Genomic DNA, 26,636 nt, shown 5'->3' with positions numbered 1-26,636 from the left:
CCCTCGCCATGCATGACGAACGCCGCCGCATCGAGGACCGCGTCCAGCGCGTCCTCACCCAGCGCATCCAGCCCGCCGCCCACTCGGCCTCCGTGCCCTTCACGATCGAGGCGTGGCAGGCGCCCGGCGAGCCGGTGCCCTTCGCCGAGGCCGCCGGGGCGCCGTACGAGCCCTTCACCACCGGGACCCCCTGGGGCCCGCCCTGGGGCACCACCTGGTTCAAGGTCCACGGCGAGGTCCCCGCCGGGTGGGCGGGCAAGCGCGTCGAGGCCGTCTTCGACCTCGGCTTCGTCGGCGACTGGCCGGGCAACCAGGCCGAGGCGCTGGTCCACACCCCCGACGGCGCCCCGCTCAAGGCGGTCAACCCGCAGAACCAGTACGTGCCGGTGGCACACCCCGCCAAGGGCGGCGAGCACGTCTCGTACCTCATCGAGGCCGCCTCCAACCCCGACATCCTCGCGAACGACTTCAGCCGCCCCACCCCGCTCGGCGACAAGCTCACCGCGGGCCGCGCCCCCCTCTACACCTTCGCCCGCGCCGACCTGGCCGTGCTGGACGAACAGGTGTGGCACCTGGGCCTGGACCTCACCGTGCTGCGCGAGCTGATGCTGGAGCTGAGCGAGCACGACCCCCGCCGCCACGAGATCGCCCACGCCCTCGACCGCGCCCTGGACCGGCTGGACCTGGACGACATCTCCGGCACCGCCACCGATGTACGCGACGCCCTGCGCGGTGTGCTGGAGCGCCCCGCGAACGCCAGCGCCCACACCCTCTCGGCCGTCGGCCACGCGCATATCGACTCCGCCTGGCTGTGGCCCATACGCGAGACCAAGCGCAAGACGTCGCGCACCTTCTCCAACGTCACGGCGCTCGCCAAGGAGTACCCGGAGTTCATCTTCGCCTGCTCGCAGGCGCAGCAGTACGCCTGGGTCAAGGAGCACTACCCCCAGGTCTGGGACCGCATCCACGAGGCCGTGCGCAACGGGCAGTGGGCGCCGGTCGGCGGCATGTGGGTGGAGGCCGACGGCAACCTGCCCGGCGGCGAGGCCCTGGCCCGCCAGCTCATCCACGGCAAGCGCTTCTTCCTGGAGGAGTTCGGCATCGAGACCAAGGGCGTGTGGCTGCCCGACTCCTTCGGCTACAACGCCTGCTTCCCGCAACTGGCCAGGCTGGCGGGGAACGAGTGGTTCCTGACCCAGAAGCTCTCCTGGAACCAGACCAACAAGCTGCCCCACCACACCTTCTGGTGGGAGGGCATCGACGGCTCCCGGGTCTTCACCCACTTCCCCCCGGTGGACACCTACAACGCCGAGTTCTCCGGCCAGGAGATGGCCCACGCCGTACGCAACTACCAGGACAAGGGGCGCGGCACCCGCTCCCTGGCGCCCTTCGGGCACGGCGACGGGGGCGGCGGGCCCACCCGCGAGATGATGGAGCGGGCGCGCCGGCTGGCGAACCTGGAGGGCTCCGCGAAGGTCGTCATCGAGCACCCCGACGACTTCTTCGCCGCCGCCCGGGCCGAATACCCCGACGCCCCGGTGTGGACCGGCGAGCTCTATCTCGAGCTGCACCGCGCCACCTACACCTCGCAGGCCCGCACCAAGCAGGGCAACCGGCGCAGCGAGCATCTGCTGCGCGAGGCGGAGCTGTGGTCGACGGCCGCCGCGCTGCACGCGGACCGGCCCTACCCGTACGAGCGTCTCGACCGGCTGTGGAAGACGGTGCTGCTCCACCAGTTCCACGACATCCTGCCGGGCTCGTCGATCGCCTGGGTGCACCGCGAGGCGGAGGCGGAGTACGCGCGGGTGGCAGCGGAGCTGACGGAACTCACGGCGGAGGCGATGGCGGCGCTGAGCGGTTCCGCCGCGCCCGGATCCGGCGCGCGGGTGTTCAACACGAGCCCCCGCCCGCGCGCCGAGGTCGTCGCCGCCCCCGCGGGCACGGCCGAGGGCCAGCCGCTGGCGGACGGCACCGTCGCCGTCTACGCGCGGGTGCCGGCGTCCGGCACCGCCCCGCTGACCGCGGCCGCGGCCCCGGAGCCCGTCACTGTCACCGGAGGACGCGTCCTGGACAACGGCCTGGTCAGGGTCGAGATCGCCGAGGACGGCACGCTCGCCTCGGTACGGGACCTGGTGGCCGGCCGTGAGGTCCTGGCCCCGGGCGCGGCCGGCAACCTCCTCCGACTCCACAGCGACCTGCCCAACTACTGGGACGCCTGGGACATCGACAAGCACTACCGGCAGCGCTGGACCGATCTGCTCGACGCCGACGCGGTCACCGTCGCAGAAGAGGGCCCGCTGCTCGGCGCCCTGCGCGTGGAGCGCGCCTTCGGCAAGGACGGGCGCTCGCGCATCGTCCAGACCATTACCGTCCGCGCTGGCAGCCGCCGTATCGACTTCGCGACCGAGATCGACTGGCACGAGGCCGAGAAGATCCTCAAGGCAGCCTTCCCCATCGACATCCACGCGGACCGGTCGACCGCCGAGATCCAGTTCGGCCATGTCCACCGCCCGACCCACACCAACACCAGCTGGGAGGCGGCCCGTTTCGAGGTCTACGGCCACCGCTGGGTGCATGTCGCCGAGCCGGGCTACGGCGTGGCGGTCCTGGGCGACTCGACCTACGGGCACGATGTGGCCCGCACCACCCACGAGAGGGGCGAGGGCACCGGCGGCACGACGACCACCGTCCGGCTCAGCCTGGTGCGCGCCCCGCGGGTGCCCGACCCCGAGGCCGACCAGGGCATCCACCGCTTCACCTACGCCCTCCTGCCCGGCGCGACCATCGAGGACGCGATCGCCGAGGGATACGCGCTCAACCTTCCGTTGCGCGTCGCCGACTCCGGAGCGGCCGTGGCGCCGATCGTCACCACGGACGGGCCGGCCGCCGTCGTCGAGGCGGTCAAGCTCGCCGACGACCGTTCGGGCGATGTCGTGGTGCGGCTCTACGAATCGCTCGGCGGCCGTACCCGCACCACGCTCCGCCCCGGCTTCTCCCACACCGGCGCCACCGTCACCGACCTGCTGGAACGCCCGATCACCGAGGTCCAGGACGCGCCGAGGACCGATACGGACGGCAACGTCACGGTGAGCCTGAGCCCCTTCCAGATCCTGACCCTGCGGCTGAAGAGGAGCTGACGCCATGGCCATGCGACCGTGGTTCCCCGACGCGAAGTTCGGGATCTTCATCCACTGGGGCATCTACGCCGTGGACGGCGTGCAGGAGTCCTGGTCGTTCTTCGAGGGCGACGTCCCGTACGACACGTACATGGCGCAGCTCGACGGGTTCACCGCGGCGAACTACGACCCCCGCGCATGGACCGCCCTGTTCGCCCGCGCCGGAGCCCGCTACGCCGTGCTGACCAGCCGCCATCACGACGGCGTCGCTCTGTGGGACACCGCTCACGGCGACCTGAACGTGGTCCGGCACACCCCGGCCGGCCGCGACCTCGTGGCCCCGTACGCCGAAGCCCTGCGCGAGCAGGGCCTGAAAGTCGGCCTCTACTACTCGCACAGCGACTGGAACCACCCCGACTACGCCTCCACCCGTTACGAGGGCCGGCCGCCCGAGCAGGAGAACAACCCGTACGCCGAGGTCCCGAAGGAAGAGGAGGACCTCGACGCCTGGGCGCGCTACCTCGCCTACCGCGACGGTCAGGTGAACGAGCTCACCACCCGATTCCGGCCCGACCTCCTGTGGTTCGACGGCGAGTGGGAGCGCACCGAGGAGCAGTGGGGGATCCGCGAGCTGGCCCGGCTCATCCGCGCCGAGGTCCCGGACTGCGTGCTGAACGCGCGCATGCTCAGCGAGGGCGACTACGCCACCCCCGAGCAGGGCGTGCCGATCGAGCCGCCCGCGGGGCCCTGGGAGCTGTGCCTGACCTTCAACGACTCATGGGGCTTCCAGCACCACGACCACAACTACAAGACGACGACCCAGCTGATCCGCTACTTCACCGAGACCATCGGCGCGGGCGGCAATCTGCTGCTCTCCGTGGGCCCGAAGGAGGACGGCACGATCCCGGACGAGCAGGTCGAGCGCCTCGAAGGCATGGGCGCCTGGATCGCCCGGCACGCGGACGCGGTGTACGGCACCCTCGCGGGCCTGCCCGCCGGGCACCACTACGGCCCCAGCACCCTCGCGGCCGACCGCCGCACCCTCTATCTGACGGTCTTCGACATCCCGCGCTCGCCCATCGGCGTACGGGGTCTTAAGACCCCCGTACGCCGTGTGACCGTCCTCGGCACCGGCACCGAGCTCGGCCACCAGGTGATCGGTGGCCTTCACGAGGTCCCCGGCGTGCTGTGGATCGACCCGCCCGCGGCCGCCGACCTCGACGACCACGCCACGGTCCTCGCCGTCGAACTCGACTCCGAGCTGGAGCTGTACCGGGGGCACGGCCGGTCCTGAAGGGGCGGCACGTCAGCCGGTGATGACGATCTTGCCCGGGGTTCCACCGGCGGCCAGGGCGCGCTGCGCGTCGGCCGCGCGTTCCAGCGGGTAGGTGGCGCCGATGCGGACGTGGAGCTCGCCGGCCTCGGCGAGTTCCACCAGTGCCGTCAGGTCCGCGCGGTCCATGCGGCAGAAGACCGGAGCGACGCCCGGTGCACCGATATCGGCGATGGACGCCACGCGTGCGCCGGGCGCCGCGGCGTGTACCGCCGCTGCGAGCACGCCGCCGCCGACGGTGTCCAGGACCGCGTCCACGCCATCGGGGGCGAGTTCGCGGACGTGGCCGGCGGCACCGTGGCCATAGGTGACCGGCTCGGCCCCGAGCGTGCGCAGGTAGTCGTGGTCGCGCGGTGAGACGGTGCCGATCACGCGTGCTCCGCGCGATCGGGCGATCTGGACCGCGAGCGAGCCGACGCCACCGGACGCTCCGAGCACCAGCAGCGTTTGGCCCCCTTGCCGACGCGTGCGCCGGCCGGCTGCTCCGCGGCGACGCGCTGGTCGAGCGGGCACACCGCGAAAGCGACGACCACCTGGCCCGGATTCCGCAGCGGGACTGGAAGTGGGGCACGGCGACAGCCCGGCAGCGGCTCGTCCACCGGCTCGGTGTCGTCGGCAAGCTGACGGCCGACCACACCTCTCTCAGCGGCGTGAGCCGCCTCACCACCGGTATGCGCCAACGCATGCTCACTCGCTGGCCGGCACTCCAGCCGGTCCCGACAAAGCGACCGTAGAGCCCGGCCGACACCCCCGGTTCGACGGCGCCGGGATGGACCTCCCGGACAGGGCCGGTGGAAGCGCCGAAACCTCGTACGTCACATGCGTCTCGTAGACCGGCGTTTCGGCCAACCTTCGGTACCGCACGGCGGCGCTGCCACGGCGACCGCACTCTCGCCCCCTTGCGGCTCAAGGGCTCCAGCACGTCCGGAATCGAGCGCGTTCGATTCGTTCGCCGCGTCGTTATGCCGTGCACTGCCGGGCCATCCAGGCGCGGCACCCACCCCAGGAGGGATGCAGGTGACGATGCCCCACACCTCGACCGCACACGCGAAGACGCCACCCCCTCCACCTCCGGCCACCATCACCTTCGAAGGCCAGCACGGCAAGAACCCGCTGGCCGAGGCCAATTTCAGGGCGATGTGCAGGCGTCTGCCCGCCGTGCTCGGGCACACCGCGCGGATGGCCTGGGCCGTCGACAAACCCGGCGTCGTGCTCCTGCTCGCCTGCCAGCTTCTCACCGGTGCCGCGGCCGCCATCGTCCTCACCTTCACCGCGCAGGCCATGACGCACATCCTCGGCACCGGCACCGTGTCCGAACGCCTGCACGCCGCCCTGCCCGCCCTGATCGTCGTGACCGCCGCCGCGGGCGTTGGCCGAATCAGCGGGGCCCTGTCCTCCTACGCCGACGGGCGCATCACCCCCCTGCTGATGACCGAGGCGGACGTCGCGCTCGTCTCCGCCGTATGCCGCGTCGAAGCCTCCGCGTACGGCGAGGACGGATTCGCCGACCGGCACGAGGCCGCCGAGGTCGGCGTCACCCGCACCCGGATGATGGTGCAGGACGCCCAGCGGTTGATGGCCGCGCTGGTCCGGATGATCGCCGCGAGCGGCGTCATCACCGCGCTCCACTGGCTGATGCTCCCGCTCCTCCTGCTCGCCGTGCTCCCGGCCGGCGTCGGCGCCGTGCTGTCCGCGCGCGTCGACTACGAGACCCACTACCTCAACGTCGGCGACCGCAATGTGCGCTCCATGATGCGCTGGTGGGCCACCTACTCCCGCTACGGCGACGAGGTCCGCGCCAACGGGATGACCGGCTACCTCATCTACTGGTACCGCGCCCTGTCCGACCGCATCGACCAGCGCGTCCTCACCGCCGCACCCCGCATGCTGCGCATCGCCCTGGCGACCAGCGCCCTGGGCGGGTTCTTCCTGCTGTGCGCCTGGGCCACCCTCGCGTGGCTGGCCACCACCGGCCGGGTCGCCCTCCCGGTCGCGGCCACCGCGGTGGTCGCCGTCCAGACCACGCTGGCCGCCCTCTCGCAGTTCGTGATCCACGGCGCGGCGATGTTCCACACCTCCCTGTACCTCGCCGATATGCGGTCCTTCCTCGACATGGCCAGTGAACGGGCCCCGCGACGCGGCGAGTTGACGATCCCGGAGCGCGTCGACGAGATCAGGCTCGACGAAGTGGTCTACCAGTACCCCGGCAAGGAGGCCCCCGCCGTGGACGGCGTCTCGCTCACCCTGCGCCGCGGCGAGATCCTGGCCATCGTGGGGGAGAACGGCTCGGGAAAGTCCACCCTGGCCAAGCTCATCACCGGCATCCTGCTCGCCGACAAGGGCCGCGTCCTGTGGGACGGCACCGATCTGGCCCAGGCGGACCCCGACGCGGTGTGGAAGCGCACCGCCCTGGTCCCGCAGAACTTCGCCTGCTGGCCCCTGCGCGCCCGCGAGAACATCACCCTGGGGCAGCCGAAAACCTTCGACGACGAACCGGTGTGGCAGGCCGTCGACGCCGTCGGCATGCGGGACGCGGTCGAGAAACTTCCCCGGCAGCTCGACACCCTCCTGGCACGTGAACTCTTCGGCGGGGCCGAGTTGTCCGGCGGCCAGTGGCAGCGGCTCGTGTGCGGCCGCGCCCTGTACCGGCGGACACCGCTGCTCATCCTGGATGAACCCACCTCGCAGATGGACCCGCGAGGCGAGCACCAGATCTTCCTGGAGATCAAGCGCATCGCCGCCGAGCGCATGACCATCGTCGTCACGCACCAGCTCGAGAACACCCGCCTGGCCGACCGCATCCTGGTCATGCGCGAGGGACGCGTGATCGAGCAGGGCGGATACGAGGAGCTGGCCGACGCGGGGGGACTGTTCGCCGAGCTCGTCGCCCTGGCCAAGGACCGATGAGGTGAGGAACCCCCGGCACGCCGGCGTGTACGGCGCGCCGGGACCCATCCGAGGCAGGGCTCGCGAGAACCCCGGAAGAGCTGGCCGGCCTCCTCGGGCAGACCGGACGACCGGGCGGGCTCCCGGTCCGGTCCGGCATGGCGTCAGGCCGATGGTGCGATCTGCGCGAACACTGGTGGCCTCGGACGAGGAGGAGAGACCGTGGACGACCTCCACGCTCAGGAGGCCCGGAAAGCCACATCGGTCGGCACAGGCGTCCATGGCGCCCCCGCCCAGTCAGGGGTCATTGGCATCGGGCTCGCCGCCGTGCTGACCTTCGCACTCGCGGAGGGCTCCTGGGAGTGGTTCGCGGCATACATCGGTGTGACGCTTCTCGCGGTGATCCTCTCCTTCCATCGCCTGCCACCGCGGACGCCCGGCCTTCGCTCCCCGTACGTACCGAATCTGGTGGCTACTCCCTGGTGGTGGGCCTGTGCGCCGCGATCGCGCTGGCCCCGGTGCTGCAGCGCTCGGCGTGGCTCTTTCCGATGCCAGGCACCCGCAGCGGCTGTCAGCAGCTGGGCAGGTACGAGAGCCTCCGGACGGAGGCCTCACTGGCGAACCTCGCCGGTCGCGACAGTGCCGCCCTGGCTTACGCGCGGGACAGCCAAAGCCATGAGGCCATCGCCGACTGCCTGGCATCCACCACGACCCGGTGGCTGCCGATGTACGGACTCGGGGCGGCCGTGCTGGCGGGCCTGGGCGCATGCTCCTTCGGCCGGGCCCGCGCGCGGAGGGAATCGGCCCCGCCCACCTGACGCCCGCGTTGCCGGGACTGAGCGGGCGGAGGCAGCCCCACCGCAACTGCACGCTGTCAGATCGGGTCAGTCCCCCGGGCGGGTGACAAGGCGGCCCCGGACCTTGCCGTGGCGGAGCCGGTCCAGGCCCTCGTTGAGGTCGGCGAAGGGGATCTCTTCGACGATCGGGGTGATCCGGCCCTCCGCGATGAAGCCGAGGACCTGGCGGTATTCGTCCTTGCTGGCGCCGTAGGAGCCGCGGAGTTCCACGCTTTTGCGGATGAGGCTGCCGTTGGAGAAGGTCGTGGTCTTCGTGCCGAGGCCGACGACGACCACGCGGCCGAGGCGGCGTACGGCATCGATCGCCTCGGACGTGGTGGAGCCCACGCCCGCGAAGTCGATGATGGCGTCGGGCCGCAGGTCCGCCAGCGCCATGACGTCGGTGAAGCACTCGCGGGCGCCCGCCGCGCGGGCTGCCTCGAAGGTGTCGGGGTTGATGTCCACGCCGTAGACCGTGGCCCCCGCGATCACTCCCGTACGGACTCCATTGAGGCCGAGGCCGCCCAGGCCGACGACAGCGATCACATCGCCCGGTTTGGCCTGGGCCTCGGTGCGGACCGCGTGGTAGGCGGTGACGACCGAGTCCGTGGCGACGGCCGCATGGACGGTGGAGACATTGTCGGGCAGGGGGACGAGGGTGGAGGCATGGGCCACCAGGCGTTCGGCATAGCCGCCGTCGAGGCCGATGCCCGGCGCGTAGGACGCCTGGACCTCTGGGTGCGCGATGATCGCGACGGCCACGCGGTCGCCTATCGCATACCCCTCCACCCCCTCGCCGAGGGCGGAGACGGTGCCCGCGACCTCGTGGCCGAGCGTGAAGGGTGGTCGGACGATGGGCGCGATCATGCCGTCCATCACATGGACGTCGGAGTGGCACAGTCCGGCGGCCTCGACGTCCACCACGACCCAGCCCGGGCCGGCTACCGGGTCTGCCAGTTCGGCACCCTGCAGCGGGGCGCCCTTCGCCACGTACCGGAAGGCCTTCATCGACTACTCCAAAGTTCAACTGAGACGAACCGCCGCCGCAGCCTACCGCTGTGTCAGTTCCCGCTGACGATCGGGCGGTTGGCCTCGGCCTGGGTGGAGCTCGCCTGCCGCTCCAGCGCGAGGGTCCGGCTGGAGTGGCCGAGACCGGTGTCGTCCAGCTCGAGCCTGGGAGCCTCGCCGACTATGCGTATGGCGGTCGGGTGTGCCGTGACCCCGGCGCCGTGCAGGCGCAGGGTGTGGTGCACGAGGAAGACCAGGGCGTACAGGCGTTGCGGGCCGAGGGCGTCGACGTGGAAGAAGTAGCAGGCGATCAGGCCGGCAGTCTGCGTGGAGAGGAATTCGCGCCTGTGGGGCTCGAACATTCATCGCTGCACTTCAGGCACGTGTTTCACCTGTAGAAATCGCCGTAATTCCAGGGAATGCGGCGCTGGATACCAGCCGCCGGCGGCTGGTATCCCACCCCTGGTGCGGCCGCTGGGCGCCACCCCAGCCTGGCTGCCGCGCGGTGCGCAGGGCTTGGTCCGGCAGTGTGCTCAGTTGGCGAGTTTCCCCTGGAGTGTCCAGGTGCGTCGCCGGCGATCCTCCGTTCCGGCGAACACCACCTCCATCGCGCCGCACCTTCCCGGCGACGGTCTTCTCGTCGCCGATCACGGCCACAGCGGCGGCCACGAGTCATCGGGCTCTCCGGCCCCACACGGGTCTGGTACTTCACGCCCGACGATCGCCGCGAGCTGAGGCGAATCGGCGCCGAAGGTCTGGCCGAACCAGGCGGGCCGCAGCTGCGCGGCCGGGGCTTCTAGATGACCTGGGCGGTCAGCTGGGGGTGCGGCCGGAGCCGTCCCAGAGCCTCGTCGGACCGGGCGGCACTCATCTGGGCACGGCCGTTGACCACCATCCGCCGGAACTGGTCGCCCCGCATGCGCCCCCTCTCGGCGGTCGTCCGACCGGGGAGGAGGCGTTCCGAGCCGGAACTCATCCACGCCCTGCAGCGTGGTCCCCGCGACCGGACCGTCTGCGGGCCGGAGTCTCAGGGCTTCCGTTGGTGGCGGGCGTACGCGTCGGCGAGGGCCGCAAATGATTCCTTGGGCTCCCAGTGCCAGGGAGAGTTCGGATCCGCCGGGCGGTCCCGGATCACTTTCCCCAGGCTGTAGCTGGCCATGTCCAGGTCGAGTTGCTGCTCGCGGCGGTGTGGGGCGTCGGGCGTGAGGAAGGTATAGGCCATGGCCGCGTACAGGTTCATCGACTCGAACACGCCGAGCACGTCGGTCAGGTAGGCGGCCTGCGTGCGCTCGCTGCGCACCAGTCCCTTCCTCACCTGCGGTGGCGTCGTGGCGTAATCGACGACGTCCCAGGCCATGCCGCCCAGGCGCGGTGCGCCCTTGAAGGTGCAGGAGCCGAACTCGGTGACCGCGAGCGGCTTGCCGTGACGCTGGTACGTGTGCAGCTCCCGGAGGTGCCCGGAGCGGTTCGGATACCAGCCGTAGTAGTCGATGCACACCAGGTCGAACACGTCCCAGTCCACGTCTTCGTCCTGCGCGGCCCCATAGGACAGGGGGCCGCGGAAGACCGAGCGGCCGACGGCGGCGGCCCGCGTGGTGAAGCGGCGCAGTCGCTGGGCCGTTTTTACCGGGTCGTAGTTGCCCCTGACCAGGTTGTCGATCCGTTCGGCCGCGGTGGCGCCGGGCACGATTCCGGGAACGAACAGCATGAATTCACATCCGACGTTCAGGTGCACTCGCACGCCCTGCCTGCGCAGTCGTTCTGCGAACCGTCCGGTCTCCGCGAGGTGGTCGAGGATGTCGTGGGCAGGCGCGTCGCCCAGGGTCGGCTCCAGCCAGACGTGCAGACCGTTCTCGGCCGCCTCGGCCGCGGTGCGCGTGAGGCGTTCGACGCCATCGCCGGTGACTTTCACCGTGTCGGCATGCAGCTCGTGGCGGATCGACCGCAGATCGGCCCGGGTACGAGCCGCGCTCCATCCGGTCGCTGGTGTCTCGCCCTGCCCTACTTCGTAGACCACCCCGCGATAGTGCACGCTGCCCACCCTCGCGTCCCCGGCCCGCCCCCGACCGGCCGAGGCATGCGTCCCATCTCGCCACCCCGTCGCGGCCGCCTGCCCGGCGGGCAGTGCCGCGCCGACTGCGACGGCCCCCGCCAGTTGCAGAAACCTCGCCCTGCTGACCTGGTCTGCACCCATCTCGTTCTCTCCCGTCTTCCGGATGGAAGCAGCCTGCGGAACCACCGGAGCGGGCACCATTCGCCGATGGTCTACCAGGAGACAGATCGAAAGACCGGCCGCCATCGCCGAAGGAACGAGCCTGACACGCCCTCCCGGACCACGACCCGGGCGCCACAGTGACCGACCGCGCCACCCGCCTCTGCCACACGGCCAGGGCCAGTCCGGCCGATACTGCCGCCCTCCGCGGTCCGCATACCCTCACCTTCATGACCAACGGCCTCGACCCCGTCCTTGCGGCCGGGCGCACCTGGCGCGACTGGGCGGTGGACGCGGTGCTCTGCTGCGCGGCCGTCTTCCTCGGCATGGTCGTCCTCGGCGTGGTGCGGGAACAGGGCGAGCTGTCGGGCCGGGCGGCGGAACTGGACCCGTTGCTGGGGCTCGTGGCCTGCCTCGCGCTGTGGTGGCGGCGCCGTTTTCCGCTCGCCGTGGCGCTGATCGGGCTGCCCGCGGTGGCCCTGTCGACCAGCGCACTGCCCGCGGGCGCGGTGATCGTCACCAACTTCGCGATGCGCCTCCGCTGGCGGCAGGCACTGCTGACGCTCGGTGCGTACGTGGTGTGCATGGCGCCCTCCGGCCTGCTGCTGTACGGGCGGGGTGCGGACCTGCTGGTCGATGCCGTGTTCTGCCTGGCCTACCTCCTGACCACCTTCGCCTGGGGCCATGCCCTGCGTTCCCGTCGGCTGCTCCTCCAGCGGCTGCGGGTGGACGCCCAGTGGGCCCGGGCCGAACACGAGCGCCGGCTCGCCGACACCCGCCGCGGCGAACGCCAGGCCATCGCGCGCGAGATGCACGACGTGCTGGCGCACCGCATCTCCCTGCTCTCCGTACACGCGGGCGCGCTGGCCTACCGCACCCGGCAGGCGCAAGCCGGTGCCGGACCCGCGCTCGACAGCGCCGAGGTCGCCGAGAGCGCCGAAGTGATCCGGGGGAGCGCGCACGAGGCCGTGGAGGAACTGCAGGAGGTGCTGCACCTGCTGCGGGCGGAGGACGGTGGCGAGGCGGTGGCGCTGCTGCCACGGATCGAGGACATCGACTCTCTCGTCGCGGACGCCCGCGCCACGGGGCAGCCGGTGGACTTCCACCCCGAGCTGGCCGCCGACGCCGTCCACGAGCTGCGGTGGCAACTGCACCGGACCGTTTACCGCGTGGCCCAGGAGGGCCTGACCAACGCCCGCAAGCACGCGCCCGGCGCACCGGTCAGCGTGTGCCTGGCCGGCGGTCCGGGCCGTGGCCTCACCGTGGAGGTCCGCAATGAGCTGCCCGCCTCTTCCGGCACCGACGAGGCGATCCCGGGCACCGGCGCCGGTCTGACCGGGCTCGCCGAACGCGTCCGCCTCGACGGCGGCACCCTCGACCACACGGCTGCCGACGGCACCTTCGCGCTGTGCGCCCGGCTACCGTGGTCCGCGAGGTGACGCCATGATCCGTGTGCTGCTGGCCGACGACGACCCCCTGGTACGGACCGGGCTGAAGATGATGCTGCGCGGGGCGGACGGCATCGAGGTCGTGGCGGAGGCGGCCGACGGTGCCCAGGCGGCCGCCGCTGTCGGCGAACACGAGCCCGATGTGATCCTCATGGACATCAGGATGCCCGTCATGGACGGCCTCGCGGCCACCCGCGCTCTCACCCGCCACGGCACAAAGGCTCCGCAGGTGATCGTGCTGACCACCTTCGACGAACACCGCCTGGTCCTGGAGGCGATGCGCGCGGGCGCCGCCGGGTTCCTCGCCAAGCACACCGCGCCCGAGGACATCGTCGCCGCGGTACGCCGGGCCGCTCGCGGTGAGCCCGCACTGTCGCCGTCCGCCGCGCGCGCCCTGATCAAGCACGCGGCGGCCGGACCGGACGACCGGGCCGAACACGCCCGGCAGCGGCTGGCGTTGCTCACCGCACGGGAGCGCGAGGTGGCCGAGGCGGTCGCCGAGGGATTGTCCAACACCGACATCGGCACCCGCCTGCACCTGTCCCTCGGCACGGTCAAGGCCCACCTCTCCGGCGCCCTGGCCAAACTGGACCTGGACAACCGCGTCCAGCTCGCGCTCCTCACCCACGACGCTCACCCGCGGTCCTGACCGGGGCGAGCGGATCGTGGACGCAGGTAACCGCGTCTTCTACCGATCGCGGCAGGTCAGACGTAGAAGCGGGACAGACTCTGCACCACGGCCGCGGGCTTCGTGCCGCCGTCCACCTCGATCGTGCCGTCGACGGTGATCTGGACGCCGCCGGGTACGTCCTCGACCGAGGTGAGCCGGGCGGCGAGCCGTAGGCGGGATCCGGCCCGCACCGGCGCGGGGAAACGCACCTTGTTCAGGCCGTAGTTGACTTTGGTGGTCACGCCCCGCACGTCCAGCAGTTGGGTGAAGAGGGGGATGAACAGGGACAAGGTGAGGTAGCCGTGTGCGATCGGCGCGCCGAAGGGGCCCTGAGCCGCTCGCTCCGGGTCGGTGTGGATCCACTGGTGATCGCCGGTGGCCTCGGCGAAGGTGTCGATGCGGTCCTGCGCGACCTCGATCCACTCGCTGGTGCCGAGGTCGCCGCCGGCGAGCTTCTTCAGTTCGTCCAGGCCGTTGACGGTGATACTCATGAGCCGGCTTCCTGTTGAGGGTTTGGGGTGCCGTAGCGGTGGCGCACCCGGGACTTGAGGAGCTTTCCGGAGGCGGTGCGCGGAAGTTCGTCCGCGATGACCACGGACTTGGGGATCTTGTACTTGGCGAGCCGTCCGGACAGTGATGCCAGCACCTGCTCCGGATGAAGTTCGGTGCCCGCTGCCGGGACGACGACCGCGCGGGGAACCTCGCCCCACTTCTCGTCCGGTACACCGATCACCGCGCACTCGGCGATGCCCGGGTAGGTGAGGAGGAGGTCCTCGATCTCGGCGGGGTAGATGTTCTCTCCACCAGAGATGATCATGTCCTTGATCCGGTCGACGATGTACACGTATCCGTCTTTGTCGACCCGGGCCGCGTCGCCGCTGCGGAACCAGCCCTTCGCGAAGGCGGCCTCCGTCTCCTCGGGCAGCCCCCAGTAGCCGGACATCACATGTGGTCCGCGCACCACCACTTCGCCGGTCTCGCCGATGTCGACCGGGGTGAGGTCGGGCCGTACGACCCGTACGTCGCTGAAGAAGTGCGGTACGCCCGCCGAGCCCGCCTTGCGGGCGGCGTGCTCGGCGTCCAGGAAGAGTGCGCCGGGCGCGGCCTCGGTCATGCCGTAGCCCTGGAGGAAGGTGAGCCCGCGCTCCTGGTAGGCGGCGATGAGCGGGGTCGGCACCGGTGATCCGCCGCAGGTGAGGATGCGCAGCGAGGACAGGTCGGCGTTGGCCCAGCGGGGATGCCGGGCCAACTGGTCGAACATCGTCGGTACCGCGAACATGAAGGTGATGCGGTGCCGTTCGATCAGGTCGAGGGTCGTCTTGGGGTCGAAGGCCTCCACCAGGACGCAGGTGCCGCCTTTGAGCAGTACCGGCAAGGTGATCATGTTCAGGCCGGCGGTGTGGAACAACGGGGCGGATACCAGGGCGCGTTCGTCGGCGAACAGGTCGTGGTCGACCAGGACATTGACGGCGTTCCAGATGACGTTGGCGTGGGTGAGCATCGCGCCTTTGGGGCGGCCGGTCGTCCCCGAGGTGTACATGATGACGCAGGTGTCGTCGGGGGTGACCGGTTCGTCGATCGGCTCGGCCGATGCGGCCGCCAGGGCCTGTTCGTATGGGTCGCCGATCTCGAGGCAGGTCCGTACCCCGGTGCCGGCCGGCAGTCCGGCGACGAGCCCGGCGTGTGCGGGGCCGTGGATGAGGACCTTGGCGCCGGAGTCGGCGAGCTGGTAGGTGATCTCGGGGCCGGCGAGGCGGGTGTTGAGGGGGACGAAGACGGCGCCGAGGAGGCCGGTGGCGAACAAGGTCTCCAGATAGGCGGGGTGGTTGGGGCCGAGGTGGGCGATGCGGTCGCCGCGTCCGATGCCTCGGGCGCGCAGGGCGTGGGCGAGGCGGGTGGTGCGTGTGTGCAGGGTGCGGTAGTCGGTCGACCGCTCGCCGTGGATCAGGGCGGTGCGGTGCGGGGTTTTGCGGGCCCGGCGTGCGGGCCACGATCCCAGTCCCTCGTTGCGCATCTGACACCTCTCACGGTTGCGTCAGCCCGAGCAGGCGGGCCGCGTTCTCCTTGAGGATCTTCGGCTTGACCGCGTCCTTGAGGGAGAGCGACTCGAAGTCGGCCAGCCATCGGTCCGGGGTGAGCACCGGGAAATCCGAACCGAACAGGACCTTGTCCTGCAGCAGCGTGTTGGCGTACTGCACGAGCTGCGGCGGGAAGTACTTCGGGGACCAGCCGGACAGGTCGATGTGCACGCCGGGCTTGTGGGTCGCCACCGCCAGGGCCTCGTCCTGCCAGGGGAACGACGGGTGCGCCAGGATGATCTTCAGTTGCGGGAAGTCGGCGGCCACGTCGTCCACATGGAGCGGGTTGGAGTATTTCAGGCGGATGCCGCCCCCGCCGGGGACACCGGCGCCGATGCCGGTCTGGCCGGTGTGGAAGAGCGCGATGGTGCCGGTCTCCTCGATCACCTCGTACAGGCCGTACGCCACCGAGCGGTCGTTGGGGAAGAAGCCCTGGACGCTGGGATGGAACTTGAAGCCCTTCACGCCGTACTCCTCGACCAGTCGCCGGGCCTGCCTCACGCCCGCCTTGCCCCGGAAGGGGTCGATGGAGGCGAAGGGTATGAGGACGTCCGCGTTGGCGGCGGCGGCCTCGGCGACCTCCTCGTTCGGGACGGGCTCGGTGCCGGTCGCGGACTCGGCGTCCACCGTGAAGATGACGGCGGCCATCCGCCGCTCGCGGTAGTAGGCGGCCGTCTCCTCAAGTGTGGGCCTCCGGTTGCCCTCGACCTTGAAGTAGGCGGAGGAGGCGTCGTGCAGGTCGTCGTCCAGGGAGGAGTGGCCCTTGGAGGACACCTCCGCGTGGGTGTGGACGTCGATGGCGACCAGATCCTGGAGGTCCATTACGCCTCCGGAATCTTCGGCGCGGGGATACCCACCGTCTGCGGTTCGGCGCCGACCGACGTGGGCCAGGCGTAGGCCAGGGCGTCGGAGGTCCAGCCGCCGTCGGCGTAGGCGGCCCGGACCTCCTGCGGATGCGACCAGAGGGCCACCTTGTCGCCGCCGATGCCGATGCACTGGCCGGTGATGCCGCGGGCGGCGTCGGAGGCCAGGAAGGGGACGAGGGCGGCGCAGTCCTCCGGCGTGCCGAAACCCTCCCCCTTGCGCAGGAAGTCCGGCAGCGGTTGGCCGTTCCTGAGGGCCTCCACATACGGGGCGAGGGCAGGCATGGTCTCGGTCATCGCGGTGGCGGCGACCGGCACGATCGCGTTGACGGTGATGCTCGCGCGGGACAGTTCCATGGACCAGGTGCGGGCCATGGCGGCGATTCCGGCCTTGGCGGCGGCGTAGTTGGTCTGGCCGAAGTTGCCGCGCTGCCCCGCCGGGGAGCCGACGAGGACGAGCGTGCCGCCTTCGCCCTGTTCGCGCATGCGCACGGCGGCGGCGCGGGCGCAGGTGAAGGTGGCCCTCAGGTGGGTGGTGATGACCGCGTCGAAGTCCTCGTCGGTCATCTTCCACAGCACCTTGTCGCGCAGGATGCCCGCGTTGGTGACCAGGACGTCGAGCCGGCCGAATTCCTCGACGGCACGGCTCACCAGCCGGTCGGCCGCCTCGGCGGCACCGACGGGGACCACCTCGGCCACGGCGGTACCCCCGGCCTCGGTGATGGACTTGACGGCCTGTTCGGCCGCGTCCTCGTCGACGTCGTTCACGACCACGGACGCGCCGTGGGCGGCGAGGGCGTGTGCATAGGCGAGGCCGAGGCCCCGGCCGCTACCGGTGACGACGGCGGCCTTGCCGGTCAGATCGATGGTGGGCACGAGCGAATCCCTTCGCATGGGGCGCGCCGGTCCGGCGCGGGGTGCGGCATCGAGATCGAAGCTAAGCACAATAATTGTTGTCGTCAACAGTTGTTGTCTACCTCGGGTGCGTCATGCTGGACTCTGCACACGAGACCCGCCCTTCCGAGGAGCCGAGACCGGCGCCCCGGGGCCGAGACCAGGGAGCCCGCCATCACCCGCCGGCACACCGACGACCCACACCCCATCGACGCGGACGAACCGTGGATGCGGGCGCTCCATGCGGACACGGGCTATCTGCTGTACCGCCTGGGTCTGCGCTCCGGTCAGTTGTTCAACACCTTCCTCCAGGAGTCGGGGCTGCGGCTGCGGCACTACGCCGTGCTGCGCTTCCTCGCCACCTGCGAGGGCGCGTTGCAGCGAGAGCTCAGCGCCCGGCTCGGTTACGACCCGAGCGCGATCGTCGGCCTGGTGGACGACCTGGAGAAACTCGGCTTCGCCGAGCGCCGACCCGCCCCCGACGACCGCCGCAGCCGCATCGTCGTCCTCACCGAGGACGGCCGCGCGTTCCTCCGTGACACCGATCAGGCGGGTCAGGATGTGACCGACGAACTGCTCGCCCCGCTCGCCCCCGCCGAGCGGAAGACGCTGCACATGTTCCTGCTGCGCGTCGCCGCGGGAACAGGCTCGCCTGATGCCTCACCCGCCCTGGGCGTCGGCCCATGGCCGCCGCCCGGCCCGCCCCTGGCCTGAGCGCTTCCTCGACTTCCGGGGTGAACTCGGCCGGGCCCCTTGCGCAAGCGTCAACCATGGGCGGTTGGCCGAGACCATCAGGAGGGGCTCGGAGGACGAGATCGGGCAGGTCGCCCTCGATGGCATCGAACGCTCGCGCCACTACGTGCTGGACACCCTGCTGCCTGGAGGGGAACGAGGCTCCGGCACGGTAGAATGCCGTCATATTCTCGCAGTGGAATTGTCCGGAGATTTATATGGCTGACCTGCCCAGGACATTTGAGGAGTAAAATTAGTGCCCCAAGGTCAGAGTTCCGCGCCGCGTTACAGCGTTGGTCAGGAAGTTATATTTCAAGCGGCTCTGACCCGTTTCTATCGTCACGGATACGATGGCACCTCTGTACGTGACATCGCCAAGGCGTCCGGCACTACGCCTGCGGCCATGTATCACTACTACGCTTCCAAGCAAGAGCTGCTGATGGACATCATCGGCCGCTTCATGGAGCAGTCGATCGAGGTTACCCGGGCGGCCATCGAGGCGGCCGGGGACGATCCTGCCGTGCAGTTGTTCGCGGCTGCGCGCTCGCATGTGCTGTGGAATGCGTCAGACGTGATGTCGAGCTTCCTCGTGAACAGCGAGATTCGCAGCCTCGAACCGGACAACCGACGCCTCAACATCGCTCAGCGTGACAAGCTGCAGCGCATGTTCGACTCCGTGGTGGTACAAGGCGTTGCAGCCGGTGCCTTTCTGACCCCGTGGCCCAGGGAAGCCAGTCGCGCCGTGGTCACGATGTGTACCGCTGTTGCCACCTGGTACAAGAGCGCCGGGGAACTTTCGCCGGAAGAGATCGCAGACCGTTATGGATTCCTGGCCTTGTCGCTGGTGGGCGGCCAGGCTGATTCGGTCTCCTCCTGAAAGACTTTTCCCGCTGACGCCGAGGGGCGTCTCCCTTTCCGTGTGATAGCCGACCCGTACCCTTGCGACCGGTGATTTTCCCGGTCCACCGGACGGGGCGCTCAGGCGTGCCGACACAGTAGCAGACGCACTGCCGGGCCTCCCCTTGGCAGTGCGGACTCCTGATCCCTCGTGGTTTGCCCGGGGGAGGGTGCGATGCGGGGCCTCCCCTGCAACTCTCGAAGCGGTTGTGCACCTACCTCCTGAACGATCGTTTAGGGCTTTCGGCGAGATGCTATTGCCTAAACGCTCGTATAGGCCATACTGTGCGGCGGGCGTTCAAAGCGACGCGTCATGTGGCAACCGGAGGGATGCATGGATCATCAGTGGACCGCACACTTCATCGCCGGGGAGTGGGAGCACGAGGGGGGTGAACGACCGCCGATCCCCGTGGAGAACCCGGCCACCGAACAGGTGATCGCCTCGGTTCCCGCGGGAGACGCGGCGCACGTCCACCGGGCCGCCGTCGCTGCCCGCGGAGCGTTCTCCTCGTGGTCGACCCGGACCGTCGAGGAGCGCGCCCAGGTGCTGGACGGCCTGGCCGATCTCCTGGAGGACCGGCGGGAGCTGATCGCGAGGACGGTGACCGAGGAACTGGGTGCCCCCATCAAGCTGGCCCGTCAACTGCACGCGACACTGCCGGTGCACGACGTCCGGGAGACCGCTCGTGCGCTGCGGTCGATGGAATTCGAGACCGAGCTCGGCAACTCTCGCGTCTACGCGGTGCCGGTTGGTGTCGTGGGGGCCATCACGCCCTGGAACTATCCCGTCCATCAGGTGGTCAGCAAAATCGTTCCGGCGATCGCCGCCGGATGCACGGTGGTCCTCAAGCCGAGCGAGGTCGCTCCCCTGAGCGCATTGCTCCTGGCGCGGATCATGCAAGAGGCAGGTCTTCCCGACGGGGTACTCAACGTCGTCAACGGAGCCGGACCCGAGGTGGGCCAGGCCATCGTGGAGCACCCTGGGATCGATGCGGTGTCGTTCACCGGTTCAGAGGCGACCGGGCGCGCTGTCGCCCAGCAGGCCGCGCTGACCCTGAAGCGCGTCACACTGGAGCTCGGTGGCAAGTCGGCCAACGTCATCCTCGACGACGCCGACCTCGCTACGGCCGTCAAGGTCGGCGTCGCCAACTGCTTCCTCAACTCGGGGCAGAGCTGTAACGCCCTGACCCGCATGCTGGTGCCCCGCGAGCTGCTCTCCTCGGCAGAGGAGATCGCCACTGCCGCGGCCACGCGCTATGCCCCGGGCGACCCGGCGGATGAGCGGACCAGGATCGGCCCGCTGGCCAGTGCGCGACAGCGCGACAGTGTGATCCGCGCGATCGAGACCGGCCTGGCCGACGGCGCGAAGCTCATCGCCGGGGGACCCGAGCGGCCGGCCGGCGACGCGCTGACATCGGGTTACTACGTGCGGCCCACGATCTTCACCGACGTGGACCCCGACTCCTTCCTCGCCCAGGAGGAGATCTTCGGCCCCGTGCTAGCCATCATCGGCTACGGCGATGAGGAAGAGGCGGTCGCCATCGCCAACAATTCCCGTTTCGGGCTCGGCGGCGCGGTGTGGTCGGCCGACGCCGAACGTGCCCGCACCGTCGCGCGCCGTATCCACACCGGACAAGTCGACATCAACGGTGGCGCCTTCAACCCCGCCGCACCGTTCGGCGGAGTGAAGAACTCCGGGTACGGGCGCGAACTGGGTCCCGCGGGCATTGAGGAGTTTCTCCACCGGCAGTCCCTGCAGTTCTGAGAAGCCGGAAGAACGGAGCCGCGCAATGGAGCTTGAGCCTGACGTCCCGGGCCGGGACAGCCAGTGGGTGGAAACGGGACGGGCCGTCGCCACCACGATCCGCAGGACGTATCCGGACACCACACCATGGTCGCGCGATCAGCTGCTGGAGATCTTCGGCAAGCTGAGGTCGACGGGATACCTGGGGTCGACGATCCCGAAGGAAGCGAATGGAGCCGGCCTCGCCCTCGGTCAGTTCGCGTCGTTGACCGAAGGAATCGCGAGTGCCGTGCCCTTCCTCTCCAACCACAGTGTTCAGCGGTTCATCACCGCCGCCGGCAGCCCTGAGGCGAAACAACGAGTGCTGCCCGGCCTGCTCGAAGGGACCAGCATCGGCGCCGTGGCGGTTACCGAGCCGCGCGGTGGCAGCAGCATCAAGAACCCCGCCACCACTGTGGATCCGGGCCGAGGGGGGCTCGTCCTCACCGGGCGCAAGGACTGGGTCACCCATGCGATGACGGCGGACACCGCCGTCGTCCTGGCGGCGGACGAGCAGGGCCGTTCCGTACGGGTGCTCGTCGACCTGGCGGCCCCGGGTGTGGATCGGCGTCCTCTGCGGACCCACGGCTTGTGCCATCTCACCTTCGGCTCGCTCGAGTTCCACGAGGTGGAGGTGGAGCCCTGGCGGATTCTCACCGAAGACGGCGCGGCAGGAGCGAAAGCGGGCTTCGGGGTGGCGCGCGTACTGGTCGCCGTCCAGGCCGTGGCAGTGGCCTTCGAGGCACTGGCCAGGACGACACAGCATCTGATGACCCGCACCGCTCGCGGCTCACGGGTCGCCGACCTGGACCTGACCACCCATCGAGTGGGGGGTATCGCGGCTGAGCTGCTGGGCGCGCGGTTGCTCGCCTACCACGCTGCCGCCGCCCTCGAGACCGGGCACCCCTCTGCCGCCGCACTGGCCAGCGGAGCCAAGGCACATGCCTGCACCACCGCTGTGCGGGCGTGTACGGAACTGCTGTCCATGTGCGCCGGACATGGATTGGACACCAGCACCGGAGTCGCCGCCTTCCGCGACGACGCGGAGATGCTCGCCACCGCCGACGGAACCGGACTGGTCAACAGCGTCCTGTGGGGGGCTCATGTCAAGGACCACCTCGCCGGGTCCCGCTGAACTGAAGGAGAAACAGTGTCGTCTTTCCAGATAGTCGCCCTGATGGTGGTGGCCTACATCATCCTCATCGCAGCGGTGAGCGTCATCGCCCGTAAGGCCGGCGCGACGTCGGAAGGATTCGTCCGCGGTGGCCGGGTCTTCCCCGCGGCGGTGATCGGTCTGTTCATGGCCTCCGAAGTCGTGGGCACCTCGGCCAGTATCGGGACGGCCCAGGGAGCCTACGCCGACGGTATCTCCGCTGCCTGGAACCTCGGTGCTCTGGGAATCGGGTTCATCGTCTTCGCCGTGCTGTTCGCGAAGCGATTCAAGCAACTCGACGAGGTGACCATCTCCGGCGCCCTGGAACGGGCATACGGAGCGGGCGTGCGGCGAGCGGCTTCGGTGACCATGATCGCGTCACTCCTGCTGGTGGCCACCGCGGCCTATGTGAGCGGCGGAGCGATGATCTCGACGCTGCTCGGGATCGACGCCGGCTGGGCCGTCGTGATCGTTGGTGTGCTGTCGAGCGTCTACGTGGTGATCGGCGGTATGCGCTCCGTCATCTACACCAACCTGATCAACGTCATCGTCAAAGTGGCAGGGATCGTTGTCGTCGCGGTGTCCGCGTACTTCGCCACAGGGGGCTACGAAGGCATCCAGGTCTCTTTGCCGTCGCGGATGCTCGACTGGGACGGAGTCGGCTGGAACCAGATGGGCGCCTGGCTCGTCGCCGGCGGCGGCGCCATGTTCGCGACCCAATACGTGGTGCAGGCGATGACCGCGGTCGACGACGAGGGCAAAGCGAGGAGCGCCGGCCTGTACACCAGCCTCGTCCTGATCCCTTACGGCGTCCTCGCGGCATTCATCGGTGTCTGCGCGGCCGTGGTGCACCCCGACATCGACAGCCTCCAGGCACTTCCGTCCATGGTCGTCGACCTCAGCCCGTTTCTTCAGGGCGTTGCGGTCACCGGACTGATCGCGTCGGTGTTCGGCCTCATATCCGCCCTGACCATCGGCTCTTCCACGCTGCTGCTGAAGGACTTCTACCAGCCGTACTTCAATACCTCGGGCGACGAGAAGAAGGCCGTGCGATTCGCCCGGCTCGCCACCCTCGGCTGCGGCCTGATCCCGGTGGCGGCGGCGCTGTTCGCGTCGGATGTGCTCGGCGTGACGTTCCTTGCCAAGGCGCTCCGGGCCTCCCTGGCCGTCTTCGTCGTCCTGATGTTCTACCGACCGTCGTACGGCTCCCGGCAGGGTGCCCTGGTCTCCCTCTGCCTGTCCCTGCCCGCCGTCGTCGGCTGGTATCTGGCGGGCGACCCCTTCGGCATCGACAACGCCTACATCGCCATCCTGACCCCTCTGTTGGTCATGACGATCGCCCAGCTCAGCGGACGAGGCACCAAAGCGAGCACACCCATTGCCCACACCCCCGCGACGGCGGCCTCCGTATCGGCCGCCGACTCGTTCCGGGAAGGGCGCGCACGGACACGGTGAGAACCCTGACGAAGACCGACGAGGAGATGATGGTGCCCACTTTGGTGACCAGCGACATCGACAGCACCGGGGTCGCCCTGGTGACGCTCAACCGTCCCGAGAAGCTGAACACGATGACTGGTGACCTGCTGGAACAGGCTCACAAGGTGTTCTCCGCACTCGCGGAGAACCCGGCAGTCAAGGTCGTGATCCTCACCGGAGCGGGCCGGGGCTTCTGCGCGGGCGGAGACCTCGCCGAGGGCCCGGGGGGCGCGGTCACCGGATCCCTTCGCGGCGCCTCCGCCGCCGCCCAGCTCCGCGGCTACATGGAGACGGCCGCGCTCCTGCACTCGATGCCGGCGGTGACCATCTCCGCGATCAACGGTGCCTGCGCGGGGGCCGGACTGTCCTGGGCCTGCGCGACCGACCTGCGGTTCGCCGCGGACCGAGCCCGCTTCAACGCCGCCTTCCGGGGCGCCGGGCTGTCCGGCGACTTCGGCGGGACCTGGACCCTGCCGCGGATCATCGGGATCGGACGGGCGCGGGAGAAGTACCTGCTGTCCGAGCCGTTCGACGCCCAGGAGGCGCTTCGTATCGGGCTGGTCTCGAAGGTCTGGCCGGCCGAACAGCTCCTGGAACGCGTCCGCGCCGTAGCCGAGGAACTGGCGGCCTCCGCACCGGTGGCCCTGGGCCTGATGAAGCAGAACCTCGTGGAGAGCGAGTACGTCGGATTTGAGCAGGCGTTGGACAACGAGGCGGTCAGGCACTCCCGGTGCGCCGAGACCCAGGACGCCGCCGAAGCCGCACGGGCATTCCTGGAGAAGCGGCCCGCCGTGTTCGTCGGCAAGTAGGACGACCGGCGCCAAGCCGGCGGCACGGTGCCCCCACCCGCCGCCCACCAGAACGGAGACACCGACCGTGAAGGTCGACTTTCCCACGGATGATCCAGCCGACGCAGGCCGGCACGGGCCGGCAGACCGCCTTCCCTTCCGGGGAGTGCGCGTCATGGACGTGTCGGACACCATCGCAGGTCAATTCGCCGCCCGACTGCTCGCCGACCACGGGGCAGCCGTCACTTTGCTGCGCCGCCCGTCGACACTTGTCGGCGCGTCCCCGGCCATGGACGTGCATCTCAACCACACCAAGTCGGTCCAGGCGTGTCCCACGGACGGCTGGGAGAGCGCCCTGGGACAGTGCGCGCGGGACGTCGACGTCGTGGTGGTGTCCGACCACGGCGAAGCCGCGATCGCCGCCGGCCTGGCCCCGCACGCACTGGTCGCGGTCGCCACCGACTTCGCCGACCAGGGTCCCTACCGCGACTGGCACGGATCGGAACTCATCCACCAGGCATTGTCCGGATCCATGCACTACACCGGCCTGGCCGGGCGCCCACCGCTCTACGGCACGGGCAACCGCGCGTACATCGCGGCCGGTCTCTTCCTCTATGTGTCACTCGCGGCGAGGCTGCTCGCTCGTCCGGCCGTCGGAGCCGCGGGGGAGATCGTGCGGGTCGCGGTGCATGAGGCGGCGGCGGCGATGGAACAGAACTTCGCCATCCAATGGGCCTACAGCGCGACGATCGCACAGCGAGGCGAGCTGAACCGGCCCAAGGGCCGCATCCGCTGTGCGGACGGTTGGATGACCGCCTTCGCCATGGAGGGTCGGCTGAGCGAGTTGCTCACCGCCGTGGGCGCCGACGATCTGGTGGATTCACCGCTGTTCTCCTCATGGCCCGACTTCATGCGAGACATCCCGTCAGCTTTCGCGCGGATCCAGGAGCGGGCACGAGGCCGAAGCCGAGAAGCCCTCCTCCAAGCCGCACTGGACCACCGGCTGGTCATGTCCCCGGTCCGCACCCCGACCGAGCTCAGAACCGACCCGCAGCTGCTGAGCAGGGACTTTTGGCGGCACGCCGAATTCCAGGGCCGAAAGCACCTCGTGCTGGGCCCGCTGTGGCGGCCCGCGAGCTATGAGCCGGGATCCGCACGCGGCACCAGCGGCGGCGTACCGGCCGCCCTCCCCACGCTCGACCGGCATCCGGGCGGCACGGCGGAACGCGACGAGCGGCCTTTGCGGGGTACGCGCGTAGTGGACTTCACCACGGCCTGGTCGGGGCCACTCGCCACCCGTATTCTCGCCCTGCTGGGCGCGGAGGTTCTCAAGGTGGAAAGCGCCTCCAGGATGGACGCCTGGCGAGGCCCCGCCGACGCCCCCACCGCCACCGAGTTCTACCCGAACGGCGAGCCCGGTGAGCGCCCGTACAACCGCAACGCGTGGTTCAACGCCCAGAACCTGGACAAGAAGTCGGTGCTGCTGGACCTGAAGACGGACATCGGCCGCCGACAGGCCCACGACCTGTGCCGGGAGAGTGATCTGGTGGTCACCAACTTCACCCCGGACACCATGAGACGCCTGGGGCTCGGCTTCGACACGCTCCGCGAGATCAACCCCTCCGTCGTCATGGTCGAGATGTCGGGCTTCGGCACCACAGGGCCGCTCCGGCATCACCGTGCCTACGGACAGACGATGGAGGCGATGGCCGGTATCACCGCACTGATCGGATACGACAAGGAATCCGGACCGCTGGGGTCGGGCTCCGCGTATCTCGATCCCATGGGCGGGTTGGCGGGCGCGGCGGCCGCCGTCACCGCGCTGGCGCACCGGGACCGCACACAGCAAGCGCAGTACGTCGAGGTCGCTCAGCGCGAAGCGGCCATGTCCTGGATCGGCGACATCATCCTTAATTCCCTCTCAACGGGGGCTGACCCGGTGCTGCAGGGCAACGCGATCCCCACCGCCTTCCCTCACGACGCGTTCGGTTGTGAGGGCGAGGACCAGTGGATCGCTATCGCTGTGCACACGGCGGACCAGTGGTCCGCGCTGTGCTCGGAACTGGGCTGGACCGACTGGGCTCGCGACACGTCGCTGGCGGAAACGACGGCGCGGAAAGCCAAGGCGGAGGAGATAGAGCGGCGCCTGTCGGAGGTGACGCGGGAACACGACAAGACGCGCCTGGCCACGCGTCTCCAGCGGGCCGGTGTCCCCGCCGCGCCCGTGCAAAACGGCCGGGACCTGTTCGAGGACCCACAGCTCAGGCATCGCGGGTGGTTCGCCGCCCTGACACATCCGGAGGCGGGGACACACGAGTACGCGGGCCTGCCTCTGGAAGCGGCAGGACGCCTCCTCCAGCCGTCGGCCGCCGCGCCACTGCTGGGCCAGCACACCGCCGACGTCCTGGGGTCCGTACATTCGGCATGACCCGGATCCCGGAAGACGGGCCCATCCCGAATGCG

The 26,636-nt window shown here is 69.9% G+C and carries 23 protein-coding genes; 14 read left to right on the top strand and 9 right to left on the bottom strand.

Going from position 1 to position 26,636, the window contains the following annotated elements:
- Positions 1–8: 8 nt before the first annotated feature.
- Both ACFYOY_RS41790 and ACFYOY_RS41785 read left to right on the top strand, forming a co-directional pair.
- On the top strand, positions 9–3,137 hold the full coding sequence (locus ACFYOY_RS41790) for an alpha-mannosidase (RefSeq protein WP_388592998.1): 3,129 nt from the start codon (positions 9–11) through the stop codon (positions 3,135–3,137).
- Positions 3,138–3,141: 4 nt separating this feature from the next.
- Positions 3,142–4,410 (top strand): alpha-L-fucosidase, encoded by a 1,269-nt coding sequence (locus ACFYOY_RS41785; RefSeq protein ID WP_388592996.1) that lies wholly within the window; start codon positions 3,142–3,144, stop codon positions 4,408–4,410.
- A 12-nt stretch (positions 4,411–4,422) separates the two neighbouring features.
- Here the strand turns inward: ACFYOY_RS41785 and ACFYOY_RS41780 are convergent, their stop codons facing one another.
- Positions 4,423–4,821, bottom strand: a complete 399-nt coding sequence (locus ACFYOY_RS41780; protein ID WP_388592993.1) for a zinc-binding dehydrogenase — start codon at positions 4,819–4,821, stop codon at positions 4,423–4,425.
- 639 nt (positions 4,822–5,460) lie between these two features.
- Here ACFYOY_RS41780 and ACFYOY_RS41775 point away from each other — a divergent pair.
- Positions 5,461–7,356 carry an ATP-binding cassette domain-containing protein gene (locus tag ACFYOY_RS41775; RefSeq protein ID WP_388592991.1) on the top strand — a complete coding sequence of 632 codons (1,896 nt, stop codon included), beginning with the start codon at positions 5,461–5,463 and terminating at the stop codon, positions 7,354–7,356.
- Between the two features lie 461 nt (positions 7,357–7,817).
- Positions 7,818–8,153: a hypothetical protein gene (locus ACFYOY_RS41770; protein ID WP_388592989.1), complete on the top strand. Its 336-nt coding sequence runs from the start codon at positions 7,818–7,820 to the stop codon at positions 8,151–8,153.
- A gap of 66 nt (positions 8,154–8,219) precedes the next feature.
- On the opposite strand, the gene ACFYOY_RS41765 is transcribed toward ACFYOY_RS41770, so the two are convergent.
- The 4 genes from ACFYOY_RS41765 to ACFYOY_RS41750 all read right to left on the bottom strand — a co-directional run bounded on the left by ACFYOY_RS41765 (position 8,220) and on the right by ACFYOY_RS41750 (position 11,373).
- Positions 8,220–9,179, bottom strand: a complete 960-nt coding sequence (locus ACFYOY_RS41765) for a zinc-binding dehydrogenase (protein ID WP_388592986.1) — start codon at positions 9,177–9,179, stop codon at positions 8,220–8,222.
- A gap of 53 nt (positions 9,180–9,232) precedes the next feature.
- Positions 9,233–9,541 carry a hypothetical protein gene (locus ACFYOY_RS41760; RefSeq protein ID WP_351901653.1) on the bottom strand — a complete coding sequence of 103 codons (309 nt, stop codon included), beginning with the start codon at positions 9,539–9,541 and terminating at the stop codon, positions 9,233–9,235.
- 434 nt (positions 9,542–9,975) lie between these two features.
- Positions 9,976–10,098 (bottom strand): hypothetical protein, encoded by a 123-nt coding sequence (locus tag ACFYOY_RS41755; RefSeq protein ID WP_351901732.1) that lies wholly within the window; start codon positions 10,096–10,098, stop codon positions 9,976–9,978.
- Positions 10,099–10,206: 108 nt separating this feature from the next.
- Entirely contained in the window at positions 10,207–11,373 is a 1,167-nt protein-coding gene (locus tag ACFYOY_RS41750) for an abortive phage infection protein (protein WP_388593043.1), read from the bottom strand.
- Positions 11,374–11,621: 248 nt separating this feature from the next.
- On the opposite strand from ACFYOY_RS41750, the gene ACFYOY_RS41745 reads away from it, so the two are divergent.
- Complete coding sequence (locus ACFYOY_RS41745) at positions 11,622–12,830, top strand: histidine kinase (RefSeq protein WP_351901651.1); 1,209 nt, start codon at positions 11,622–11,624, stop codon at positions 12,828–12,830.
- 4 nt (positions 12,831–12,834) lie between these two features.
- A complete protein-coding gene (locus ACFYOY_RS41740; protein WP_388592981.1) occupies positions 12,835–13,488 on the top strand; it encodes a response regulator in 654 nt (217 codons plus the stop codon).
- A gap of 56 nt (positions 13,489–13,544) precedes the next feature.
- Here ACFYOY_RS41740 and ACFYOY_RS41735 read toward each other — a convergent pair whose 3' ends face one another.
- From ACFYOY_RS41735 to ACFYOY_RS41720, 4 genes are read right to left on the bottom strand one after another with little or no spacing between them, the layout of a single operon-like run.
- Positions 13,545–14,000, bottom strand: coding sequence for a MaoC family dehydratase (locus ACFYOY_RS41735; protein ID WP_351901647.1), 456 nt, complete (start codon positions 13,998–14,000; stop codon positions 13,545–13,547).
- Positions 13,997–15,523 carry an o-succinylbenzoate--CoA ligase gene (menE, locus tag ACFYOY_RS41730; protein ID WP_351901645.1) on the bottom strand — a complete coding sequence of 509 codons (1,527 nt, stop codon included), beginning with the start codon at positions 15,521–15,523 and terminating at the stop codon, positions 13,997–13,999. Before menE ends, ACFYOY_RS41735 begins: the two co-directional genes overlap by 4 nt.
- Before the next feature lie 10 nt (positions 15,524–15,533).
- Positions 15,534–16,409: an amidohydrolase family protein gene (locus tag ACFYOY_RS41725; RefSeq protein WP_388592977.1), complete on the bottom strand. Its 876-nt coding sequence runs from the start codon at positions 16,407–16,409 to the stop codon at positions 15,534–15,536.
- Positions 16,409–17,326, bottom strand: coding sequence for an SDR family oxidoreductase (locus ACFYOY_RS41720; RefSeq protein WP_351901641.1), 918 nt, complete (start codon positions 17,324–17,326; stop codon positions 16,409–16,411). Before ACFYOY_RS41720 ends, ACFYOY_RS41725 begins: the two co-directional genes overlap by 1 nt.
- 246 nt (positions 17,327–17,572) lie before the next feature.
- Here ACFYOY_RS41720 and ACFYOY_RS41715 point away from each other — a divergent pair, with 246 nt between their 5' ends.
- The 8 genes from ACFYOY_RS41715 to ACFYOY_RS41680 all read left to right on the top strand — a co-directional run bounded on the left by ACFYOY_RS41715 (position 17,573) and on the right by ACFYOY_RS41680 (position 26,601).
- Positions 17,573–18,058 carry a MarR family winged helix-turn-helix transcriptional regulator gene (locus ACFYOY_RS41715; RefSeq protein ID WP_388592975.1) on the top strand — a complete coding sequence of 162 codons (486 nt, stop codon included), beginning with the start codon at positions 17,573–17,575 and terminating at the stop codon, positions 18,056–18,058.
- A gap of 64 nt (positions 18,059–18,122) precedes the next feature.
- Complete coding sequence (locus ACFYOY_RS41710; RefSeq protein WP_351901637.1) at positions 18,123–18,302, top strand: hypothetical protein; 180 nt, start codon at positions 18,123–18,125, stop codon at positions 18,300–18,302.
- A gap of 30 nt (positions 18,303–18,332) precedes the next feature.
- Positions 18,333–18,953 carry a TetR family transcriptional regulator gene (locus tag ACFYOY_RS41705; protein WP_351901635.1) on the top strand — a complete coding sequence of 207 codons (621 nt, stop codon included), beginning with the start codon at positions 18,333–18,335 and terminating at the stop codon, positions 18,951–18,953.
- Between the two features lie 354 nt (positions 18,954–19,307).
- Positions 19,308–20,738, top strand: coding sequence for an aldehyde dehydrogenase family protein (locus ACFYOY_RS41700; RefSeq protein WP_351901634.1), 1,431 nt, complete (start codon positions 19,308–19,310; stop codon positions 20,736–20,738).
- A gap of 25 nt (positions 20,739–20,763) precedes the next feature.
- Positions 20,764–21,891 carry an acyl-CoA dehydrogenase family protein gene (locus tag ACFYOY_RS41695; protein WP_351901632.1) on the top strand — a complete coding sequence of 376 codons (1,128 nt, stop codon included), beginning with the start codon at positions 20,764–20,766 and terminating at the stop codon, positions 21,889–21,891.
- A 15-nt stretch (positions 21,892–21,906) separates the two neighbouring features.
- The gene (locus ACFYOY_RS41690) at positions 21,907–23,364 is read left to right on the top strand and encodes a sodium:solute symporter family protein (RefSeq protein WP_351901630.1); all 1,458 of its coding nucleotides are present in this window, start codon (positions 21,907–21,909) and stop codon (positions 23,362–23,364) included.
- On the top strand, positions 23,361–24,194 hold the full coding sequence (locus ACFYOY_RS41685) for an enoyl-CoA hydratase/isomerase family protein (protein ID WP_388592970.1): 834 nt from the start codon (positions 23,361–23,363) through the stop codon (positions 24,192–24,194). The genes ACFYOY_RS41690 and ACFYOY_RS41685 overlap by 4 nt, the downstream gene beginning before the upstream one ends.
- Positions 24,195–24,261: 67 nt before the next feature.
- Positions 24,262–26,601, top strand: coding sequence for a CoA transferase (locus tag ACFYOY_RS41680; RefSeq protein WP_388592967.1), 2,340 nt, complete (start codon positions 24,262–24,264; stop codon positions 26,599–26,601).
- Positions 26,602–26,636 lie beyond the last annotated feature (35 nt).

This window comes from Streptomyces sp. NPDC007875 (genome assembly GCF_042868035.1).
Lineage (GTDB): Bacteria > Actinomycetota > Actinomycetes > Streptomycetales > Streptomycetaceae > Streptomyces > Streptomyces antimycoticus.
This window is presented reverse-complemented; position numbering and strand designations above follow the sequence as displayed.

Coding starts and splice junctions, on each gene's coding strand:
- ACFYOY_RS41755 (WP_351901732.1), bottom strand. CDS start 10,098: ATGCGGGGCGACCAGTTCCGGCGGATGGTGGTCAACGGCCGTGCCCAG.
- ACFYOY_RS41700 (WP_351901634.1), top strand. CDS start 19,308: ATGGATCATCAGTGGACCGCACACTTCATCGCCGGGGAGTGGGAGCAC.
- ACFYOY_RS41785 (WP_388592996.1), top strand. CDS start 3,142: ATGGCCATGCGACCGTGGTTCCCCGACGCGAAGTTCGGGATCTTCATC.
- ACFYOY_RS41745 (WP_351901651.1), top strand. CDS start 11,622: ATGACCAACGGCCTCGACCCCGTCCTTGCGGCCGGGCGCACCTGGCGC.
- ACFYOY_RS41750 (WP_388593043.1), bottom strand. CDS start 11,373: ATGGGTGCAGACCAGGTCAGCAGGGCGAGGTTTCTGCAACTGGCGGGG.
- ACFYOY_RS41790 (WP_388592998.1), top strand. CDS start 9: ATGCATGACGAACGCCGCCGCATCGAGGACCGCGTCCAGCGCGTCCTC.
- ACFYOY_RS41715 (WP_388592975.1), top strand. CDS start 17,573: ATGCGGGCGCTCCATGCGGACACGGGCTATCTGCTGTACCGCCTGGGT.
- ACFYOY_RS41740 (WP_388592981.1), top strand. CDS start 12,835: ATGATCCGTGTGCTGCTGGCCGACGACGACCCCCTGGTACGGACCGGG.
- ACFYOY_RS41765 (WP_388592986.1), bottom strand. CDS start 9,179: ATGAAGGCCTTCCGGTACGTGGCGAAGGGCGCCCCGCTGCAGGGTGCC.
- menE (WP_351901645.1), bottom strand. CDS start 15,523: ATGCGCAACGAGGGACTGGGATCGTGGCCCGCACGCCGGGCCCGCAAA.
- ACFYOY_RS41760 (WP_351901653.1), bottom strand. CDS start 9,541: ATGTTCGAGCCCCACAGGCGCGAATTCCTCTCCACGCAGACTGCCGGC.
- ACFYOY_RS41725 (WP_388592977.1), bottom strand. CDS start 16,409: ATGGACCTCCAGGATCTGGTCGCCATCGACGTCCACACCCACGCGGAG.
- ACFYOY_RS41775 (WP_388592991.1), top strand. CDS start 5,461: ATGCAGGTGACGATGCCCCACACCTCGACCGCACACGCGAAGACGCCA.
- ACFYOY_RS41735 (WP_351901647.1), bottom strand. CDS start 14,000: ATGAGTATCACCGTCAACGGCCTGGACGAACTGAAGAAGCTCGCCGGC.
- ACFYOY_RS41695 (WP_351901632.1), top strand. CDS start 20,764: ATGGAGCTTGAGCCTGACGTCCCGGGCCGGGACAGCCAGTGGGTGGAA.